This is a genomic window from Streptomyces sp. NPDC090083 (genome assembly GCF_044747445.1).
Classification (GTDB): domain Bacteria; phylum Actinomycetota; class Actinomycetes; order Streptomycetales; family Streptomycetaceae; genus Streptomyces.
Genome location: NZ_JBIVED010000010.1, coordinates 135324 through 154746, shown reverse-complemented (window position 1 = coordinate 154746; position 19423 = coordinate 135324). Strand labels below are relative to the sequence as shown.

The following is a 19423-nucleotide window of genomic DNA, read 5'->3' as shown; positions in this document are numbered from 1 at the left end:
CGCCCCGGGCCCCGCCAGGGGGCCCTGCCCCCTGGACCCCCGCTCCTCAAACGCCGGAGGGGCTGAAAGAAGGAAGCAGCGCCGGAGGGGCTGAAAGAACACACCGCCGGAGGGGCTGACTGTCAGTCCCTCCGGCGGTACTTGTCACTCCGCGGGCTCCACTCCCGCCTTCAGCAAGCCGTAGGTGTACGCGTCCTCCAGTGCCTGCCAGGACGCGGCGATGACGTTGTCGGCCACGCCTACCGTGGACCACTCCGCGGAACCGTCCGACGTGGCGATGAGGACTCGGGTGGTGGAGGACGTGCCGTGCTTGCCCTCCAGGATGCGGACCTTGTAGTCGACCAGCTCCAGCTTGGCGAGCTGGGGGTAGAGCTTTTCCAGGGCCACGCGGAGGGCCCGGTCGAGGGCGTGGACAGGGCCGTTGCCCTCGGCGGTGGCCACGATGCGCTCGCCCTTGGCGAAGAGTTTGACCGTGGCCTCGTTGGCGTGGGTGCCGTCGGGGCGGTCCTCGACGATCGCGCGCCAGGACTCGACCTCGAAGTAGGAGCGGGCCCTGCCCTCGGCCTCGGCGCGGAGGAGCAACTCGAAGCTCGCGTCGGCCGCTTCGTAGGTGTAGCCCTTGAGTTCGCGTTCCTTCACGCGTTCCACCACTCGGCCGACCAGTTCGCGGTCGCCGCTGATGTCGATGCCGAGTTCCTTGCCCTTCAGCTCGATCGACGCGCGGCCGGCCATGTCGGAGACCAGCATCCGCATGGTGTTGCCGACCTGCTCGGGGTCGATGTGCTGGTACAGGTCGGGGTCGACCTTGATCGCGGAGGCGTGCAGGCCCGCCTTGTGGGCGAAGGCCGAGACGCCCACGTAGGGCTGGTGGGTGGAGGGGGTGAGGTTCACGACCTCGGCGATGGCGTGGGAGATCCTCGTCATCTCGCGGAGCCGGCCCTCGGGGAGGACCTTCTTGCCGTACTTCAGCTCCAGGGCGGCGACCACCGGGAACAGGTTGGCGTTGCCGACGCGCTCGCCGTAGCCGTTGGCCGTGCACTGGACGTGGGTCGCGCCCGCGTCGACGGCGGCGAGGGTGTTGGCGACCGCGCAGCCGGTGTCGTCCTGGGCGTGGATGCCGAGGCGGGCCCCGGTGTCGGCGCGGACCGTGGCGACGACGGCCTGGATCTGCGCCGGGAGCATCCCGCCGTTGGTGTCGCAGAGGATCACGACGGAGGCACCGGCCTCGGCGGCGGACCGTACGACCGCCTTCGCGTACGCGGGGTTGGCGCGGTAGCCGTCGAAGAAGTGCTCGCAGTCGACGAAGACGCGGCGGCCCTGGGCGACCAGGTGGGAGACGGTGTCGCGGACCATCTCCAGGTTCTCGTCGAGGGTGGTGCGCAGGGCCAGCTCGACATGACGGTCGTGGGACTTCGCGACGAGGCAGACGACCTCGGTGCCGGCCTCCAGGAGGGCCTTGACCTGCGGGTCCTCCGCCGCCTTCGCGCCCGCCCGCCGGGTGGCGCCGAAGGCCACGAGCTTGGCGTGCTTGAAGTCGATCTCCTGCTGGGCGCGGGCGAAGAACTCGGTGTCCCGCGGGTTGGCGCCCGGCCAGCCGCCCTCGATGAAGCCCACGCCGAAGTCGTCCAGGTGCCGTGCGATGGCCAGCTTGTCGGCGACGGTGAGGTTGATGCCCTCCCGCTGCGCGCCGTCACGCAGGGTCGTGTCGAAGACGTGGAACGAATCGTCGCGTTCGCTGGGTTCCGTCATGGTCTCTGGCTCCTGAGGATCTGGATCTCGGTCTGTACCGGAATGACCGGCTCCACCGTCCCCCAATGATCCCTCGCGCTGCGCTCCCGGCTGAAGGTGGGCCAGAAAAGCGAAAAACCCCTCGCGGGTGCGAGAGGTCTGCGCGCGGGTCGAGGACGACGATGGCCGCCCGTACCTGGTCGTACGAGGCGGTCACTGCGGACCGGCGCGCCTGCTGCCAATAATCGTGGCGAACGAGAGCACGGAGGCAGTCTGGCACAGACCACCACCATGCTCACCGTCCGTCTCATGATGCGAACAGTCGGTTGATCAACTCGGCCGCCGGGGAGAGGCACGGCCCCGCCCGTCCCGTGCGGCCGGGCCGGACGGTCACACGTCCGCGAGGAGCCCGTCGTCCAGGAACTCCCGTACGTGGGACAGGACCTGCTCGCGGTCGGTGCCCCGCAGGCCGATCGCCACATGGATGGAGAAGCCGTCGAGGAGGGCACGCAGCCGGGAGGCGAAACGGTCCGGGTCGACGGGACGGAACTCGCCCCGTGACACGCCCTCCGCGAGCAGCGCCACGAGGTCGCGGTGCCAGACGCCCTCGATCGCGGCCTGGCGGTCGCGGGCGTCGGCGTCGGCGTTCTGCGAGCGGTTCCAGACCTCCAGCCACAGCGTCCAGTGCGGGTCGCGGTGGCCGTCCGGGACGTACAGGTCGACGTACGCGTCGACGCGTGCCCGGACCGTCGCGCCGGTGCGGGTGAGCAGCCGGCCGCGTTCGGCGCCGAGCCTGCCCTCGCTCCACTCCAGGGCCTGGAGCAGGAGTTCGTCCTTGGAGTGGAAGTAGTAGAGGAGATGGCCGCTGCTCATGCCGACCTCGCGGCCCAGGGCCGCCATGGTGAGCTGCTCCAGACCGCGTTCGGCGATCATGCCCATGGCGGCGGCGAGGACGTCCTCGCGCGGCGGCGCGTTCTTCCGCGCACCGGCCATCGTCCGACTCCCTCCGGCCGGGTCCCTAGACCTTCGGCTGCTGCTGGGTGATGCAGTGGATGCCTCCACCGCCCGCGAAGATCGTACGGGCGTCCACCAGGGTGACCGTCCGCTCCGGGAACAGCCGGCGGAAGATCCCGGCCGCGATCTCGTCGTTCGGGTCGTCGAAGGCGCACAGGACGACCCCGCCGTTGCAGAGGTAGTGGTTGATGTAGGAGTAGTCGACCCAGTCGCCGTCCTCGTCCGTGAGGACCGTCGGGGCGGGCACCTCGACGACCTCCAGGCGGCGGCCCTTCGCGTCGGTCTGGGCGCGGAGGAGGGCGAGGTACTCCTGCGAGCGGGCGTGGTCGGGGTGGGCCGGGTCGCGCTGGCTGTGCACCAGGACGGTGCCGGGCGCGGCGAAGGCGGCGACGATGTCGACATGGCCCTGGGTGCCGTAGAGGCCGTAGTCGCCGGTGAGGCCGTGCGGGAGCCAGATGGCCTTGGTGGTGCCGAGCCGGGCGTGGATCTCCGCCTCGACCCGCTCGCGCGTCCAGCCGGGGTTGCGGCCGGCGCCGAGCTGGACGGTCTCGGTGAGCAGGACCGTGCCCTCGCCGTCGACGTGGATCGCGCCGCCCTCGTTGACGAGGGTGCTGCCGAGGACCGGCGCCCCGGTGAGGTCCGCGACATGGCGGGCGATCTTGGAGTCGTGCTCCCAGCGGGCCCAGTCCTGGCCGCCCCAGCCGTTGAACGTCCAGTCCACGGCGGCCAGTTCGCCCTCGCCGTCGGTGACGAACGTGGGGCCGATGTCGCGCATCCACGCGTCGTCCAGCTCGCGCTCGACCAGGTCGACGTCCGGGCCGAGGAGTGCGCGGGCGGACTCGCCCTGCCCCGGGCCGTGCACCATCGTCACCGGTTCGAAGCGGCGCACGGCACGGGCCACGGACGCCCAGGCGGTGCGGGCCTCCGCCAGTTCCTCGTCGGTGGTGAAGGTCGGGTTGGGTCCGGGCCAGGCCATCCAGGTGCGCTCGTGCGGGGCCCACTCGGGGGGCATGTGGAAGCTCATCAGAAGTCCCAAGTCTCGTGGTGCTAGAGGAAGTAGAGGCGGTTGAGGGAGACCGAGTCGGCGGGTTCGGAGCGGAGTGGCTCGCCGTCCAGGGTGACCAGGCCGGTGCGCTGGTCCACATCGACCGCTCCGGTACGGGAGTTGAGCCGCAGGTCGGCGGGGCCGATGCCCCGGGTGCCGCGAACCGCCACGCGCCTGCGGCGAGTCGGCATCGTGTCGTTGCCCTGGTCCAGGGCGGCCTGCGCGACGAAGGCCACGGAGATGTCGGCGGGTGTGGTGCCGTGGGCGCCGAACTGGGGCCCCAGGACGAGGGGTTCGCAGGTGTCGGTCGCCGCGTTCGGGTCGCCGACCACGCCGTAGGCCGGGAACCCGGACTTCAGGACGAGCTGCGGCTTCGCGCCGAAGTACTCGGGGCGCCACAGCACGATGTCGGCGAGCTTGCCGACCTCCAGGGAGCCGACCTCGTGCGAGAGTCCGTGCGCGATGGCGGGGTTGATGGTCAGCTTGGCGATGTAGCGCAGGACGCGTGCGTTGTCGTGCTCGTCCGGGGCGCCGAGCTCCGCCTTCATCTTCCCGGCCATCGCGAACGTACGGCGCACGGTCTCGCCCGCGCGGCCCATGCCCTGCGCGTCGGAGGAGGTGATGCCGATCGCGCCCAGGTCGTGCAGCACGTCCTCGGCGCCCATCGTCCCGGCGCGGATGCGGTCGCGGGCCATGGCGGCGTCGCCGGGCAGGTCGGTCTTCAGGTCGTGGACGGAGACGATCATGCCGTAGTGCTCGGCGACCGCGTCCCGGCCGAAGGGGAGGGTGGGGTTGGTGGAGGAGCCGATGACGTTCGGGACTCCGGCCATCTTCAGCACGTTCGGCACGTGTCCGCCGCCGCAGCCCTCGATGTGGAAGGCGTGGATCGTCCGGCCCTCCAGGACCCGCAGGGTGTCCTCGACGGACAGGCACTCGTTCAGCCCGTCGCTGTGCAGGGCGACCTGGACGTCGTACTGCTCGGCGACGCGCAGTGCCGTGTCCAGCGCGCGGGTGTGGGCGCCCATGTCCTCGTGCACCTTGAACCCGGAGGCGCCGCCCTCCGCGAGGGCCTCGATCAGCGGGGCGTCCGAGGAGGACGAACCCCGGCCCAGGAAGCCGATGTTGACCGGCCAGGCGTCGAAGGCGTTGAACGCGTGGCGCAGCGCCCAGGGGGAGTTGACGCCGACGCCCCACACCGGGCCGAACTCCTGCCCGATGATCGTGGTCACCCCGGAGGCGAGCGAGGCCTCCATGATGCGTGGCGAGAGGAGGTGGACGTGGGTGTCGACGGCCCCCGCGGTGGCGATGAGGCCCTCGCCGGAGACGATCGAGGTACCGGTGCCGACGACGACGTCCACGCCGTCGAGGGTGTCGGGGTTGCCGGCCCGCCCGACGGCGCAGATCCGCCCCTCCCTGATCCCGATGGACACCTTGCGGATGCCCTGCGCCGCGTCGATCACGACGACGTTGCTGATGACGACGTCGCAGGTGTCCCGCACGGCGGCGGCCTTGAGGTGCAGTCCGTCGCGGGCCGTCTTGCCGAACCCGGCGAGGAACTCGTCGCCGTAGCGCTGCGAGTCGGACTCCACGCGGATCGTCAGGCCGGAGTCGCCCAGGCGGACGCGGTCGCCCGCGCGGGGGCCGTGGGTGGCGGCGTACTCGTACGGGGTGAGACGGCGGGCTTCGGCGGGGTGTCCCCCGGGGCGGCTCATGCGTCTGCCTCCTGGTCACGGGTGTCGTCACGGTCGTCGCCGGCGTCGCCCGGCGGGGCGTCGGGCCCGGTGCCCAGGTAGCCGCAGGCGGCGGCGCGGCGCAGCGCCTCCGCGCGGGCGCCCGGCGCGTCCAGCGGTCCGTCGACGAGACCGGCGAAGCCGATGGCGACGCGGGCGCCGCCGATGGGCACCAGCCCGACCTCCGCCGATTCCCGCGGCCCGAACCGCACCGACGAGCCCGCGGGCACCGCGAGCCGCATGCCGTAGCCGGCCGCACGGTCGAAGTCGAGGCGCGGGTTGGCCTCGAAGAAGTGGAAGTGGGAGGTCACGGAGACGGGGACGGTCGCGGTGTTGGTGACCGTGACGCGGACGACGGCCTCGGGTTCGGCGTGCGCGGGTCCCGGGAGCAGGGCGCCCGGGGCGTCGCCGTCCAGTCCTCCGCCGATCGGGTCGGAGACCACCGCGAGCCGCGAGCCGTCGTCGAAGACCGCCTCCACATGCACCTCGGTGACGACGTCGGCGACCCCCGGGAGGACGTCGTCGGGGCCGAGCACGGAGCGGGCGCGCTCGATGGCCTCGGCCAGCCGCCTGCCGTCCCGGGCGGCCTCGCAGACCGTGTCCGCGATGAGCGCGGTGGCCTCCGGCACGTTGAGTCTCAGGCCGCGCGCCTTGCGGGCGCGGGCCAGTTCGGCGGCCGAGAACAGCAGCAGCCGGTCGCGTTCCGTGGGGGTCAGTCGCATCCCGTGTTCCTCCTTTAGAACATCACTCTAAACCGTAAAACCCATCTCCGAAATGGTTGACGCGCCACCCTGGCTCGGTTCACATTGAACGTCACTCTAAGAAAGTGATGGGCCCACCATGCCGATAGAACAGCGCGGAGTCGACACCGTCCCCGACGCGGAACGCACCAGCGGCCCGCGCGACCTCATGTCGATCCTGCTCGGCTCCAACCTCTGCCTCGGCGTGATCATCTTCGGCTGGCTGCCGCCGTCGTTCGGCCTCGGCTGGTGGGCGTCGGTCAGCTCGATCGTCGCGGGCACGGTGGTCGGCACCCTGTTCACGGCCCCGCTCGCACTGGTCTCGCTGCGCACCGCGACCAACCTCTCGACCTCGTCCGGCGCCCAGTTCGGGGTGCGGGGCCGGCTCGTCGGCTCGGTCGTCGGCCTGCTCCTCGCCCTCGGCTACACCGCGCTGACCGTGTGGATCGGCGGCGACGTGATGGTGGGCGTACTCGGACGGCTCTTCGGACTGCCCGCCGACGGGATGTCGTACGCCGTCGTCTACACGGTGCTCGCGACGGCGACCGTCGCGGGCGCGGTCTACGGCTACCGGGTGCTGCTCGCCATGTCCCGCGTCCTGTCCATCGGCATGACCGCGCTGCTGGTCCTCGGCGTGATCGCCTACGCCCCGCACTTCACCACCGGCGCACTGCCGGAGGCCGGCGGATACCTGCTGGGCGGGTTCTGGCCGACGTGGTGTCTGGCGACGGTGGCGGCGGGACTGTCCGGACCGATCGCGTTCATCACCCTCCTCGGCGACTACACGCGCTACATCTCCCCCGTCCGCCACACCTCGCGCCGGGTCCTGCACGCCACCTGGCTCGGCCTGATCGCCGGACTCCTGGTCCCCCAGCTCTTCGGCACCTTCACCGCCTACGCGGCCCACGCGGCCCTCGACTACGCGGGCCCGCTGGTCCAGGCCTCCCCCGGCTGGTACCTGGTCCCGCTGCTGCTCGCCGCCTCCGCGGGATCCGTCGGCAACGCGGGCCTGATGCTCTACTCCATGGGCCTCGACCTGGACGCGATCCTGCCCCGCGCGTCCCGGGCCCGGGCCACCTGCACGGTCGCGGTCGTCGCGATGCTCTGCGTCTTCGTCGGGCACTACGCCTGGAACGCCCAGTCCGCGATGACGTCCTTCGTGCTGCTCCTCACGGCGATCGGCACACCGTGGGCGGTGATCACGCTCATCGGCTTCGTGCGGTGCCGCGGTATGTACGACGCGGACGCGCTCCAGGTCTTCAACCGCCGCTCCCAGGGCGGCGTCTACTGGTTCCGGGCGGGCTGGAACATCCCGGCGACGGTCTCCTGGGCGGTGGGCGCGGGGGTCGGTCTGCTGGCGGTGTCACTGCCGTCGTACGAAGGGCCGCTGCTGTCGCTGACCGGTGGGGTGGACTGCAGTTTCCTGCTGTCGGGGGCGGTCGGAGGTGCCGCGTACCTGCTGCTCGCACGGCGTCCGGCGCCTCAGGGGGAGGTCGCCTCGTCCACGTCGGAGAGCCAGCGGGCCTCCGCGGTGTCGTAGCGGACCGGTCCCTGGGTGATCCGGGTCAGGTCGAGGGCCCGGAGCGCGCGGTACGCGGTGTCGTCGAGGTGGGGGCCGAGGATGATCTGGATGCCGGTGGCCGGGTCCTGGAGGACGACGGTGGATGCGGTGGTCGGGGTGGGGGCCGTGGCCGCGTCGTCCTGGGCGGCCGGCGGCTCCACGGACGGCCCGGCTCCGGATCCGCGGCGCAGGACCCTGCGGACCGCGCTCCGCAGGCCGTGGTGCGCGTCCTCGCCCGCCTTGCCGCCGAGCGCGGTCAGGAACGCCTGCAACGGCAGGACGACCAGGACGGCCCAGGCCAGTTGCTCGATGGGGCGGCGGGCCGGCAGGGCGCGGGCCCGGACGGTGAAGCCCAGCGCGCCGAACTCCTCGACGAGAGGCGTCTCCCGGCCGGGCGGGGCGGACTCCTCGACGAAGACGTCGGCGGTACGGGGGGACTGGGCCGGGTCGCTCATGGGACGTCTCCTCGTAGCCGTGCGTGGGTGGGACCGTCGTCGTCCCCGATGCCCCGGATTCCCTGGGCCATGGTGGCGATGGTGGTCAGCCAGACCTCGTGCTCGCGCTCGACCAGCGCACGGGCCACGCCGTCGGGGCCGAAGGCCAGCGCGCGTACCTTCCAGTCGAACCCGTACCGGCGGGAGGCGACCATCCGCCCGCTGCGGAGATCCTGGACGGAGGCGCCGTCCTCCTTCGCGACGGCGAGCCGGTGCCCTTCCCTGTCGTACGCGATGTCCATGAAGAAGCCGGAGCCATGCTCGGCGACCACGCTGCCGCTCCCCTCCGGGCCCCAGACCCGCACCCTGCCGTCGCCGTGACCCGTCACGAAGGCCGTGTTGCGGGGGTGCAGGGCGACGCGGATCACGTCGGTACCGCAGTTCCGTTCGGCGAGGAGGCGGCCGGTGCGGGCGTCCCAGACCCGGACGTGCCGCTCGCGTGTGCGGGTGCGCACCCCCTGCGCGGCCAGGATCCACGCGCGCGTCACGTCCTCGGGGGCGTCCACCGTGGCGAACATCGTGCCGTCCCGGGAGGTGACGGCGAGGGTCGCCTTGTCCTCCTGAGCAGTGAGGCGGTCGGGGGCGTCCTGGGAGTCCCGCCAGTGGTAGGCACCCGAACCGCCCGGCAGGAAAAGGGCGTTGAGGCCCTCGGCACCGAGGGCGACCTGCCCCTCCGGCTCGTCCGTCCGCCATTCCGCGAGCTGGGATCCGCGGTCCACGTCCCACACACGCAGCGTCGGGACCGCGTACGTCACCAGCCGCTGCCCGCCGGGCGCGAGGGCCGCCGCGATCGGCATCCTGTCCTCGCGCGCCAGCTTGCCCAGCCGTTCCAGCACGCTGTCGTGCCGGACCAGGTGCGACCGGCCGGGGTCGAGCACGTCGGCGACCAGGGCCCTCCGGCCCAGGCAGGCGACGACGAACCGGGTGCCGTCCGGGCTGAACGAGAAGCCCAGGGGGCGGCCCTGGACCCGGACCGGCACGTCATGCGCCGACCTCGCGGCCGACGGGCCGGCGGCGTGGCGGGTCGCGGGGGCGGGGCTGTCCCGGATCACGGGAGGCGCCCAGTCCGAAATGGAGCCTTGGCGGGACACCGGCGGCTCGGTGGACCGGCGCGCGGTGTCCGGTGCCGAGTCCTCCACCGAGGGCGGCACTTCGCCCTGCTCCACCGCGCCGACCAGCGACGGCACCGCCTCGCCGGACGTCAACTCGGCCACCGGACGCGGCACTTCACCCGGCGCGGGTTCGTCGGTCGAGGTCGGCTTCTCGCTCGGCGGAGCCGGGGGCTCACCCGGGGCCTGCTGCGCTTCCCGCGCGGCCTGCAACCGTGCGCGCGCGTCCGCCGCCAAGCCGTTCGGGTCCGGGTTCTCCGGTACCAGTGCGGCGAGTTCCGTGGCGACCGCGAGGACCGCTTCCCATTCGCCGGCCGCGTGGAAGGCGGCGGCCTCGGTGTGCCAGGCCTCGGCGGCTCTGCGGCGGCGGGCCTCGGTGAGGTGGGTGCGGGTGTCGAGGAAGGAGGGGTCGGTGGCGTCGACCGCCTCCAGGTGGTCGACGGCCGCGTCCCACCGGCGCTCCTCGATCGCGCCGAGGCCCGCTTCGTACAGGTCGTGCAGACTGCGCAGCCGCAGTGCCTCCGCGCACATGGCACGGGCGTCGGAGTGGCCGGGGTCGCGGACCATGACGTCACGGAAGAGGTCGACGGCCCGCTGCCAGCGCTTGCTGCGCAGCGCGGCGAGGCCCCTCATGTACAGGTCGCTGACCTCGTCGGCCGCCGCCACGGGCGTACCGGCATCGGCGAGGTCGAAGAGCCGGCCGTCCAGCGAGCGCATGAACAGCACCGGTGTGACCCACTCCAGCGTGCCGCGCCGGGCGAGGCGGATGGTCTGCCGGGCCTCCGTGACGGCCTCGTCGACGGGGCGGCGCTGCGCGAGGGACTCGTAGAAGGTGCGGCTGAACTCGACGGCGGCGTCGTTCGAGATCGGGTACTGCATGGCGACCACCGCCGGGACGCCCTTGCGCATGAGGGCGCCCGCGACGCTGGAGAAGGGGTCCCGGTCGGCGGAGCGGCCGGTCTCGCAGGCGTTGAGGACGACGAGCCGCAGGGAGGTGCGGCGGGCGACGAGCATGGCGAGGTCCTCGGCCCCGAGGTGGTACGTGCCGCCGTCGTCGTCGGCGAGCGCGAGCGTGCCCTCGGCTCCGTCCGGGTCGAATCCGCCGTGCCCGATGAAGTGGAAGGCGTGCCAGGTTCCGCCGTGCAGCGCGGTGCGCAGGTCGCGCCAGGTCGGTCCCGCCGTCCACTCCACGTGGATCAGTTCCTGCCGGCGCAGTTCGGACAGGGCCCGGCCGAGCCACTCCTGTTCGGCCCGGACGGCCAGCGGCGCCCGGTCGTCGGGGCGGGCCGCCATGCACAGCACCCGCAGCGGCGGCCGTACGGTCAACGGCCTCTCGGGCACGCTGACTTCGGGGCGGCGGACCAGGGACGTGGTCTGGCAGACGTAGCCGTGCTCGTCCGGGTCGTAGAGGAACTCCCAGGGCAGCCGGGCGAGTTCGGCCGGGCGGACGCGCAGCACGATGCGCAGCGGGCGGTCGTCCTGGGCGGCCCGATCGCGGGCGGCGGCGAGGAGAGGTCCGCCTCGGCCGCCGAGGAGGAACTCGTGGAGCTTGCGGCCGAGTTCGCGGACCGGCAGCTCGTCGGCGGTGGGGGCGCGGCGCAGGTGGGCGGCGGAGCTGAGGACGGCGTGCGGGACGGTGGTGTCCAGGGCGCGCAGTTCGACGGGGGTGAGCGGGAAGGGTTTGACCTCGGAGGCCTCGTCGCCCGCGGAGCCGCGCAGGGTGATCTCGTAGCTGCGCGGGCGGCCGGGGTCACGCTCGTCCGCGCTCCCGGCGCCGATCTCCACATGGAAGTCCAGCGTGTCCAAGGCCCCGTCTCCCCCGTCTGCGCGCCTCCGCCCGGCGGTCCACCTTGCCACGGCGAAGCCCGCCCCGGGACAGGGACGGGCTTCTTCATCGACTCCGCGCGGGACCGTCTCCTGGGCGGTTCGGGCCCCCGCGTCGTCAACTCCGCAGTGGATTCTCGGGAGTTCAGCCCAGCCGGTGCATCCACCCGTGCTTGTCGACGGTGTCGCCCCGCTGGATGTCGAGGAGCGCGCCGCGCAGCCTGAGCGTGACCTCGCCGGGCTCGCCCGCGGCCTGCTGCCATTCGGCGCCCGTGCGCTTGACCGTGCCGACCGGGGTGATGACCGCGGCCGTACCGCAGGCGAAGACCTCGGTCAGGCTGCCGTTCTCGGAGTCGCGCTGCCACTGCTCGACGGAGATCCGGCCCTCCTCGGCGGTGTAGCCGAGGTCGCGGGCGAGGGTGAGGAGGGAGTCGCGGGTGACGCCTTCCAGGATCGAGCCGGTGAGGGTGGGGGTGACGATCCGGTCGCCGTAGACGAAGTACAGGTTCATGCCGCCGAGTTCCTCGACCCACTGGCGCTCGACCGCGTCGAGGTAGCAGACCTGGGCGCAGCCCTGTTCGGCGGCCTCGGCCTGGGCGAGGAGGGAGGCCGCGTAGTTGCCGCCGGTCTTGGCGTCGCCCATGCCGCCGGGGACGGCGCGGACGTGGTCCTCGGAGACCCAGATGGAGACGGGCTTCACACCGCCGGGGAAGTAGGCGCCGGCCGGGGAGGCGATGACCAGGAAGAGGTATTCGTTGGCGGGCTTCACACCGAGGCCGACCTCGGTCGCGATCATGAACGGGCGCAGGTACAGGGACTCCTCGCCGCCGTGCGCCGGGACCCAGTCGCGGTCCTGCTGGACCAGCACGTCACAGGCCTCGATGAACGTCTCGACCGGCAGCTCGGGCATGCCGAGGCGGCGGGCGGAGGTCTGGAAGCGCTTCGCGTTCTTCTCGGGGCGGAAGGTGGCCACCGAGCCGTCGGCCTGGCGGTAGGCCTTGAGGCCCTCGAAGATCTCCTGCGCGTAGTGCAGGGTCATGTTCGCGGGGTCGAGGGAGAGCGGGCCGTAGGGCACGAGCTGGCCGTCGTGCCAGCCGCGGCCCTCGGTCCACTTGATCGTCACCATGTGATCGGTGAAGTGGCGGCCGAACCCGGGGTTCGCCAGAATCGCGTCGCGCTCGGCGGCGGAGAGTGGCGAGGCCGAGGGCTTGAGCTCGATCGTGGGCGTCGTCATGAGTGGTTGTCCTTCACCGGTTGTGTGTGACGGGCCGCGCTCACGCCCTCGACTGCCAGTGGCCAGTGTTAGGACGTCCGAGCATTCCCTCATTCCGCGGCTCCGCGTTCGATTATCGCGCGCGGTGGGCCGTGGACGAAACGGCGTGAATGCGACCCGGGGATGATGGTGGCACCCGGCGGGGACGTAAGAGAAGCCGCCGGGTGCGGTTGCGGCCCGGCGGCTTCGAAATACTGCGGGAGTCTTTCGAGGAGCGGCGGGGTCAGCCGGCTACTCGTACGGCGAGCGCGTCGCCGATCTCGGTGGTGCTGCGGGCGGGCTTGCCGGTGCGGTCCGCGAGGTCGGCGGAGACGGCGTCCTCGATGCGGACGGCCTCGGACTCGTAGCCGAGGTGGCGCAGGAGGAGGGCGACGGACAGGACCGTGGCGGTGGGGTCGGCCTTGCCCTGGCCCGCGATGTCGGGCGCGGAGCCGTGCACGGGCTCGAACATCGAGGGGAACTCGCCGGACGGGTTGATGTTCCCGCTGGCGGCGACGCCGATGCCGCCGGAGACGGCCGCGGCGAGGTCGGTGATGATGTCGCCGAAGAGGTTGTCGGTGACGATCACGTCGAAACGGGCGGGGTCGGTGACGAGGTAGATCGTCGCCGCGTCCACGTGGATGTAGTCGGTGGTGACCTCGGGGAACTCGGCCGCGACCTTGTTGAAGACGTTCGTCCACAGGTGGCCCGCGAAGGTCAGCACGTTGTTCTTGTGGACCAGCGTGAGCTTCTTGCGGGGGCGGGCCTGGGCGCGGGCGAAGGCGTCACGGACGACCCGCTCGACACCGAACGCGGTGTTGACGGAGACCTCGGTGGCGACCTCGTGCTCGGTGCCCTTGCGGATGGTGCCGCCGTTGCCCGTGTACGGGCCCTCGGTGCCCTCGCGGACGACGACGAAGTCGATGTCCGGCTCACCGGCGAGGGGGGTCGCCACGCCCGGGAGCAGCTTGGAGGGCCGCAGGTTGACGTGGTGGTCGAAGGCGAAGCGGAGCTTGAGCAGGAAGCCGCGCTCCAGGACACCGGAGGGGACGCTCGGGTCGCCGATGGCGCCCAGCAGGATCGCGTCGTGCTGCTTCAGCGCGGCGAGGTCCGCGTCGGTGAGGGTCTCACCGGTCGCGTGGTAGCGCTTGGCGCCGAAGTCGAACTCCTCGGTCTCCAGCTTCACGTCCTGCGGAAGGACGGCGGAGAGGACTTTCAGACCTTCGGCCACGACTTCCTGACCGATGCCGTCACCGGGGATCACTGCGAGATCGATGCTGCGAGACATGCCCGCCACCGTACTCCGCGTCCCATGGGATGACACCGGGTGTCCATGATGCGGACGTGCCGAGGTTACCGGCGTCGGCCGTTCGACGGACGTTCACCCTTACGCATGGCCCCCGTTGAGGTCCACTGGGAACTTCATCGACATGGAGACACCCGACGTCGGCATCCCGGAACACCTCGCGGTCCGGATGAGCATGGCCGAGCAGTACGAGTACCTGCGCACGAAGCTGACCCGGCGCCGCGCGCTGGTGTCGGCGGGCGCGGTGGCGGCGGGCGGACTGCTCGCGGGCTGCGCGGGCCGGGCGTCCGCCGACGGCAAGGCGGCGCTCCCCTCCCCGGCCACCTCCAAGGTGCCCGGCACGGCGGTCGTCCCCTTCGGCCGCCATCTCGCCTTCGGCGCGGACCCGAAGACGGCGATGCGGATCTCCTGGCAGGTCCCCTTCGCGGTCAGGAAGCCGTACGTACGCGTGGGGTCGAGGCCGGACGAGCTGGGCCACCGCGTCACGGCCGAGATCCGCGCCCTGCACACCCCCGGGCTGACCGGGGTACGCCCCGCCGTGGAGCAGTACTACGTGCACGCGGCGCTGGACGGCCTCCACCCCGGCACGACGTACTACTACGGCGTCGGCCACGAGGGCTTCGACCCGGCCGCGCCGGCCCACCGCTCGGCCATCGGCTCGTTCCGCACGGCACCGGCGAACCCCGGGACGTTCGTGTTCACGGCCTTCGGCGACCAGGGCGTGAGCAACGCCGCCGCCACCAACGACCACGTCGTCCTGCGCCAGGACCCCGTCTTCCACCTCCACGCGGGCGACATCTGCTACGCCGACACCAACGGCCAGGGCAGGAAGACGGACGGCTACGACCCGACGTACTGGGACCTGTTCCTCAAGCAGAACGAGCCGGTCTCGCGCTCCGTCCCGTGGATGGTGACGACCGGCAACCACGACATGGAGGCCTGGTACTCCCCCGACGGCTACGGCGGCCAGCTCGCCCGCTGGTCCCTCCCGGAGAACGGCTTCGACCCGACGCACGCGCCGGGCGTGTACTCCTTCGTCTACGGCAACGTCGGCGTCGTGGCGCTCGACGCGAACGACGTGTCGTACGAGATCACCGCCAACCTCGGCTGCACGGGCGGGAAGCAGACGACGTGGCTGGACGGCAGGCTGCGGGAGCTGCGGGCGACGAAGGGGGTCGACTTCGTCGTCGTCTTCTTCCACCACTGCGCGTACTCGACCTCCTCGCACGCCTCCGACGGCGGGGTGCGCGCCGAGTGGCTGCCGCTGTTCGCGAAGCATCAGGTGGACCTGGTGATCAACGGGCACAACCACGTCTACGAGCGGACCGACGCGATCCGGGACGGCGAGGTCGGCCGGACCGTGCCGATCGGCGCGTCCACCGATCCGACACGGGACGGGATCGTCTACGTCACGGCGGGCGGCGGCGGGCGCGACCTGTACGGGTTCCCGGCGGGCGTCAAGGAGAGCTACGAGGGGCACGTCACCCGGCACGGGACGGTCGACACCGTGCGCTGGGAGAAGGGGCAGCACACCGAGGCGGAGACGGTGGAGTGGTCGCGGGTGCGCTACCGGGGGTTCTCCCTGCTCTCCGTGGAGGCGGAGAGCGGCAGCACGCCCCGGCTCAGGGTCTCGGCGCTGGACGGGAACGGCAGGCGCATCGACCACTTCGAGGTGCGGCGCGGTCACTGAGACCGCGCCGCACCCCCTGCGGGTGCGGCTCCCGGCTGAAGGGTGGTGCTGCGGCTGCTCAGTGGCCGGTCTCGCCGCCGTTGTCCCGGCGGTCGAGGGCGCGCTGGAGGGCGGCTGCGGCGTTCTTGCGCTCGGACTCGCTCGTGCGGGGCACGTGGCGGACTCGGCGGCGGGTGGTCGTCTCGGCCATGGGGAACCGACTCCTTCGGTAATTCCTGGAGAGCAGAAGGTAGGTACGAGACTCCGCCACTGCCTAATGGGCGTGGGAGATGCCCCCGGAGAGACGGGGAGCGACGGACCGCAGGGGTTGCCTGCATGGTGTCCGGCTCACGGCCGCCATTCGCTTGGTCTAGCGAGACGTTCGGCTCCTACAAAGCTAGGACAGGACCACGCATCTGTCTCCACAATTACTCGGACTTCCTACTATCTGAGACGGCGAAACAGGTCACACATCGCTGACCTGCGCTTTCCCGATTCCGGCGGTCAGAGCACATCCCCGTCACGCCAGTCGAAGAGCAGGTCCTCGCCGAGGTCGAGCGGCCCGGCGAGCCCGGGTCTGACGTAGGTGCTGTCCTCCTCCTCGGGCAGGTGGACGATCCCGTCCGCCCCGAGCGCGGAGATCCTGCCGCCCCACAGCCGCCAGCCGCGCGCGGTGTAGAGCCGGGCCCCGTCGTCACTGGCGCCGAGCAGTCCGACGTCGTAGGCGTGGTCGACGATCCGCTCCAGCTCGGCCATGACGAGCCCGCCGTACCCCCGCCGCCGGGCATCCGGCCGTACGCCGACCCCCTCCACGTACCCGACCCGCAGCCACCGCCCCCGGTACCGCACCCGGCGCATGACGACCGAGCCGTGCGCGAGGAGCCCGGTGTCGTCGGCGAGCAGCGCGTGGACGCCGCCGAGGCCGTGCTCCCAGTCCTGGTCGGTGAGGTCCCCGGCGAAGGCCGCGTCCAGCAGGTCACGGGCGGCACGGAGGTCGGCCGGGGTGAGGTCGGCCGTGTGGGCGGTGCGCATACGGATGGTCACGGGGTCAGTATCGGAGACGAGGGCTCACCGGCCCGGCCCATTCGGGGAAACACGAGGGGCCGGGCATGCGCCCGGCCCCTCCTGTCACCTGCCCGTGGGTCAGCCCATGTGCGGGTACGTGTAGTCCGTCGGGGCCACCAGGGTCTCCTTGATGGCGCGGGTCAGCGTCCAGCGCATCAGGTTCTGCGGGGCGCCGGCCTTGTCGTTGGTGCCGGAGGAACGGCCGCCGCCGAAGGGCTGCTGGCCGACGACCGCGCCGGTCGACTTGTCGTTGATGTAGAAGTTGCCGGCCGCGTAGCGGAGCCGCTCCATGGTGTGGGCCGCCGCCGCACGGTCGTTGGAGATGACCGAGCCGGTCAGCGCGTAGTCGGAGACCGACTCCATCTGGGTCAGCATCTCGTCGTAGTTCTCGTCGTCGTAGACGTGCACGGCGAGGAACGGGCCGAAGTACTCCGTCGTGAAGACCTCGTTGGCCGGGTCACTGCACTCGACGACCGTCGGGCGGACGAAGTAGCCGACCGAGTCGTCGTAGGAACCGCCCGCGACGATCGTGCAGGTGGGGTCCGCCTTCGCGCGGTCGATGGCCGCCTTGTTCTTGGCGAAGGAGCGCTCGTCGATGACCGCGCCGATGAAGTTCGACAGGTCGGTGACGTCACCCATGCTCAGGTAGTCGACCTCGGTCGCGAACTCCTCCTTGAAACCGGAGTTCCAGATGGAGGCCGGGATGTACGCCCGGGAGGTCGCGGAGCACTTCTGGCCCTGGTACTCGAACGCACCCCGGGTCAGCGCCGTCTTCAGCACCGCGCGGTCCGCGCTCGGGTGGGCGACGACGAAGTCCTTGCCGCCGGTCTCGCCGACCAGCCGCGGGTAGGTGCGGTACTTCTCGATGTTGTTGCCGACCGTCTTCCACAGGTACTGGAAGGTCCTGGTCGAGCCGGTGAAGTGGATGGCGGCCAGATCGCGGTGCTCCAGGGCGACCTTCGACACCTCGATGCCGTCGCCGGTGACGAGGTTGATGACGCCCTTGGGCAGGCCCGCCTCCTCCAGCAGCTGCAGGAGCAGCACGGCGGAATGGGTCTGCGTGGGGCTCGGCTTCCAGACCACCACGTTGCCCATCAGCGCGGGCGCGGTCGGCAGGTTGCCCGCGATGGCGGTGAAGTTGAAGGGCGTGATCGCGTAGACGAAGCCTTCGAGCGGGCGGTGGTCGAGGCGGTTCCAGACGCCCGGGGAGTTCGCCGGGGGCTGCTCGGCGAGCAGGTCGCGGGCGTACTTGACGTTGAAGCGCCAGAAGTCGACGAGCTCGCAGGGGCAGTCGATCTCGGCCTGCTGGGCGGTCTTGGACTGGCCGAGCATGGTGGACGCGGCGAGGGTCTCGCGCCACGGGCCGGAGAGCAGTTCGGCGGCGCGCAGGATGATCGCGGCGCGGTCGTCGAAGGACATCGCGCGCCAGGCGGGCGCGGCGGCGAGGGCCGCGTCGATCGCGTCCTGGGCGTCGGCCTGGGTGGCGTTGGCGTAGGTGCCGATGCGGGCCTTGTGGTTGTGCGGCTGGACGACGTCGACGCGCTCGCCGCCGCCCATCCGCCGCTCGCCGCCGATGGTCATCGGCAGGTCGATCGGGTTCTCGGCCAGTTCCTTGAGCTTGACCTCAAGACGGGCACGCTCGGGAGAGCCGGGCGCGTAGCCGTGCACCGGCTCGTTGACGGGGGTGGGGACCTGGGTCACAGCGTCCATGAGATCCGTAACTCCTTGTGGGTGAGCGGGTGTTGGGTCAGCCGATGGTGTGCGGCGAGCGTGCGAGGACGAGGGGCAGGAGAGGGAGGAGGCCGGCAGGCCTCGGCGCGGGGGTCATCGCTCAGCCCCGGGTCAGCATGCTGCGGGCGAAGAAGCGCAGGTTCGCCGGCTTCTCGGCGAGGCGCCGCATGAAGTAGCCGTACCAGTCGGTGCCGTAGGCCGTGTAGACGCGCATGCGGTGGCCCTCGGCGGCGAGCCGCAGGTGCTCCTCGCTCCTGATCCCGTACAGCATCTGGAACTCGTACTCGTCGAGCTTGCGGCCGGCCCGCCGGGCCAGTTCCTGCGCGACGGAGATGAGGCGCGGGTCGTGGGAGCCGACCATCGGGTACCCGGAACCCTCCATCAGGATCCGCAGGACCCGGACGTACGCCTTGTCGATCTCGTGCTTCTGCTGGTAAGCGACCTCGGCGGGCTCCTTGTACGCGCCCTTCACGACCCGGACGCGGCTGCCGGCCTCGGCGAGGCGGCGGGCGTCGGACTCGGTGCGGAAGAGGTAGGCCTGGATGACACAGCCGGTCTGCGGGAAGTCCTTCCGCAGCTCCTCGTGGATCGCGAACATCGAGTCGAGGGTGGTGTGGTCCTCGGCGTCGAGCGTGACGGTCGTCCCGATCGCGGCGGCGGCCTCGACGACGGGCCGGACGTTGGCGAGGGCCAGCTCGTGGCCGCCTTCCAGCGCCTGACCGAACATCGAGAGCTTGATGGACATCTCGGCCCGGGTGCCCAGCTCCAGGTCCTTGAGCCGGTCGACGAGGGTCAGATAGGCGTCGCGGGCGGCGGCGGCCTGCTCGGGCGTGGTGATGTCCTCGCCGACGACGTCCATCGTCAGCTCCAGGCCCTTGTCGGTGAGGTCCCGGACGATCGGGACGATCTCGTCGACGGTCTCACCGGGGATGAAGCGGTCCACGACCTGCTTGGTCACCGGCGCCGCCGAGATCAGCCGGCGCATCTGATCGCTGCGCGAGGCGGCGAGAATCACGGGACCCAGCACGGGGCACCTCCAAGCAGTCGGACATAAGGGGAACCACCGTGAAACCTAGGGTTGTCTCCGATCGTCGGCCATCGACAGCTGTCACGCATCCGTGCCGCCGATCTCAGACAGATGTATGAAGGCGGCGC

At 71.5% G+C, this 19423-nt stretch carries 15 protein-coding genes; 2 read left to right on the top strand and 13 right to left on the bottom strand.

All coding sequences use genetic code 11. The annotated features are described in order from the left end of the window. Positions 1 to 144: 144 nt before the first annotated feature. The 5 genes from cimA to ureA all read right to left on the bottom strand — a co-directional run bounded on the left by cimA (position 145) and on the right by ureA (position 6239). Positions 145 to 1749 carry a citramalate synthase gene (cimA, locus tag ACIPTO_RS31050; protein WP_401197652.1) on the bottom strand — a complete coding sequence of 535 codons (1605 nt, stop codon included), beginning with the start codon at positions 1747 to 1749 and terminating at the stop codon, positions 145 to 147. A gap of 369 nt (positions 1750 to 2118) precedes the next feature. After that, entirely contained in the window at positions 2119 to 2721 is a 603-nt protein-coding gene (locus ACIPTO_RS31045) for a TetR/AcrR family transcriptional regulator (RefSeq protein WP_401197649.1), read from the bottom strand. Positions 2722 to 2746: 25 nt separating this feature from the next. Beyond that, entirely contained in the window at positions 2747 to 3766 is a 1020-nt protein-coding gene (locus tag ACIPTO_RS31040; protein WP_401197646.1) for an agmatine/peptidylarginine deiminase, read from the bottom strand. Between the two features lie 23 nt (positions 3767 to 3789). Beyond that, the gene (locus ACIPTO_RS31035; protein ID WP_401197643.1) at positions 3790 to 5499 is read right to left on the bottom strand and encodes an urease subunit alpha; all 1710 of its coding nucleotides are present in this window, start codon (positions 5497 to 5499) and stop codon (positions 3790 to 3792) included. Beyond that, complete coding sequence (gene ureA / locus ACIPTO_RS31030) at positions 5496 to 6239, bottom strand: urease subunit gamma (protein ID WP_401197640.1); 744 nt, start codon at positions 6237 to 6239, stop codon at positions 5496 to 5498. The genes ACIPTO_RS31035 and ureA overlap by 4 nt, the downstream gene beginning before the upstream one ends. Positions 6240 to 6357: 118 nt before the next feature. Between ureA and ACIPTO_RS31025 the strand changes: the two genes are divergently transcribed. Beyond that, positions 6358 to 7797, top strand: a complete 1440-nt coding sequence (locus tag ACIPTO_RS31025; RefSeq protein WP_401197637.1) for a cytosine permease — start codon at positions 6358 to 6360, stop codon at positions 7795 to 7797. On the opposite strand, the gene ACIPTO_RS31020 is transcribed toward ACIPTO_RS31025, so the two are convergent. The 4 genes from ACIPTO_RS31020 to ACIPTO_RS31005 all read right to left on the bottom strand — a co-directional run bounded on the left by ACIPTO_RS31020 (position 7740) and on the right by ACIPTO_RS31005 (position 13785). Then, positions 7740 to 8273, bottom strand: coding sequence for a hypothetical protein (locus tag ACIPTO_RS31020; protein WP_401197634.1), 534 nt, complete (start codon positions 8271 to 8273; stop codon positions 7740 to 7742). The genes ACIPTO_RS31025 and ACIPTO_RS31020 overlap by 58 nt on opposite strands. Further along, the gene (locus tag ACIPTO_RS31015) at positions 8270 to 11227 is read right to left on the bottom strand and encodes a CHAT domain-containing protein (protein WP_401197631.1); all 2958 of its coding nucleotides are present in this window, start codon (positions 11225 to 11227) and stop codon (positions 8270 to 8272) included. The genes ACIPTO_RS31020 and ACIPTO_RS31015 overlap by 4 nt, the downstream gene beginning before the upstream one ends. A gap of 163 nt (positions 11228 to 11390) precedes the next feature. Next, a complete protein-coding gene (locus ACIPTO_RS31010) occupies positions 11391 to 12479 on the bottom strand; it encodes a branched-chain amino acid aminotransferase (RefSeq protein ID WP_366320813.1) in 1089 nt (362 codons plus the stop codon). A gap of 262 nt (positions 12480 to 12741) precedes the next feature. After that, positions 12742 to 13785 carry a 3-isopropylmalate dehydrogenase gene (locus tag ACIPTO_RS31005; protein WP_366320811.1) on the bottom strand — a complete coding sequence of 348 codons (1044 nt, stop codon included), beginning with the start codon at positions 13783 to 13785 and terminating at the stop codon, positions 12742 to 12744. A 142-nt stretch (positions 13786 to 13927) separates the two neighbouring features. Here ACIPTO_RS31005 and ACIPTO_RS31000 point away from each other — a divergent pair, with 142 nt between their 5' ends. Continuing rightward, on the top strand, positions 13928 to 15493 hold the full coding sequence (locus tag ACIPTO_RS31000) for a purple acid phosphatase family protein (RefSeq protein WP_401197626.1): 1566 nt from the start codon (positions 13928 to 13930) through the stop codon (positions 15491 to 15493). 58 nt (positions 15494 to 15551) lie between these two features. On the opposite strand, the gene ACIPTO_RS30995 is transcribed toward ACIPTO_RS31000, so the two are convergent. The 4 genes from ACIPTO_RS30995 to ACIPTO_RS30980 form a co-directional block, all read right to left on the bottom strand. Beyond that, positions 15552 to 15683 carry a hypothetical protein gene (locus tag ACIPTO_RS30995; protein WP_366320807.1) on the bottom strand — a complete coding sequence of 44 codons (132 nt, stop codon included), beginning with the start codon at positions 15681 to 15683 and terminating at the stop codon, positions 15552 to 15554. A 293-nt stretch (positions 15684 to 15976) separates the two neighbouring features. Further along, a complete protein-coding gene (locus ACIPTO_RS30990) occupies positions 15977 to 16516 on the bottom strand; it encodes a GNAT family N-acetyltransferase (protein WP_401197623.1) in 540 nt (179 codons plus the stop codon). Between the two features lie 99 nt (positions 16517 to 16615). Beyond that, positions 16616 to 18247 (bottom strand): L-glutamate gamma-semialdehyde dehydrogenase, encoded by a 1632-nt coding sequence (gene pruA, locus ACIPTO_RS30985; protein ID WP_366320803.1) that lies wholly within the window; start codon positions 18245 to 18247, stop codon positions 16616 to 16618. Positions 18248 to 18368: 121 nt separating this feature from the next. Next, positions 18369 to 19295, bottom strand: a complete 927-nt coding sequence (locus ACIPTO_RS30980; RefSeq protein WP_401197620.1) for a proline dehydrogenase family protein — start codon at positions 19293 to 19295, stop codon at positions 18369 to 18371. Positions 19296 to 19423 lie beyond the last annotated feature (128 nt).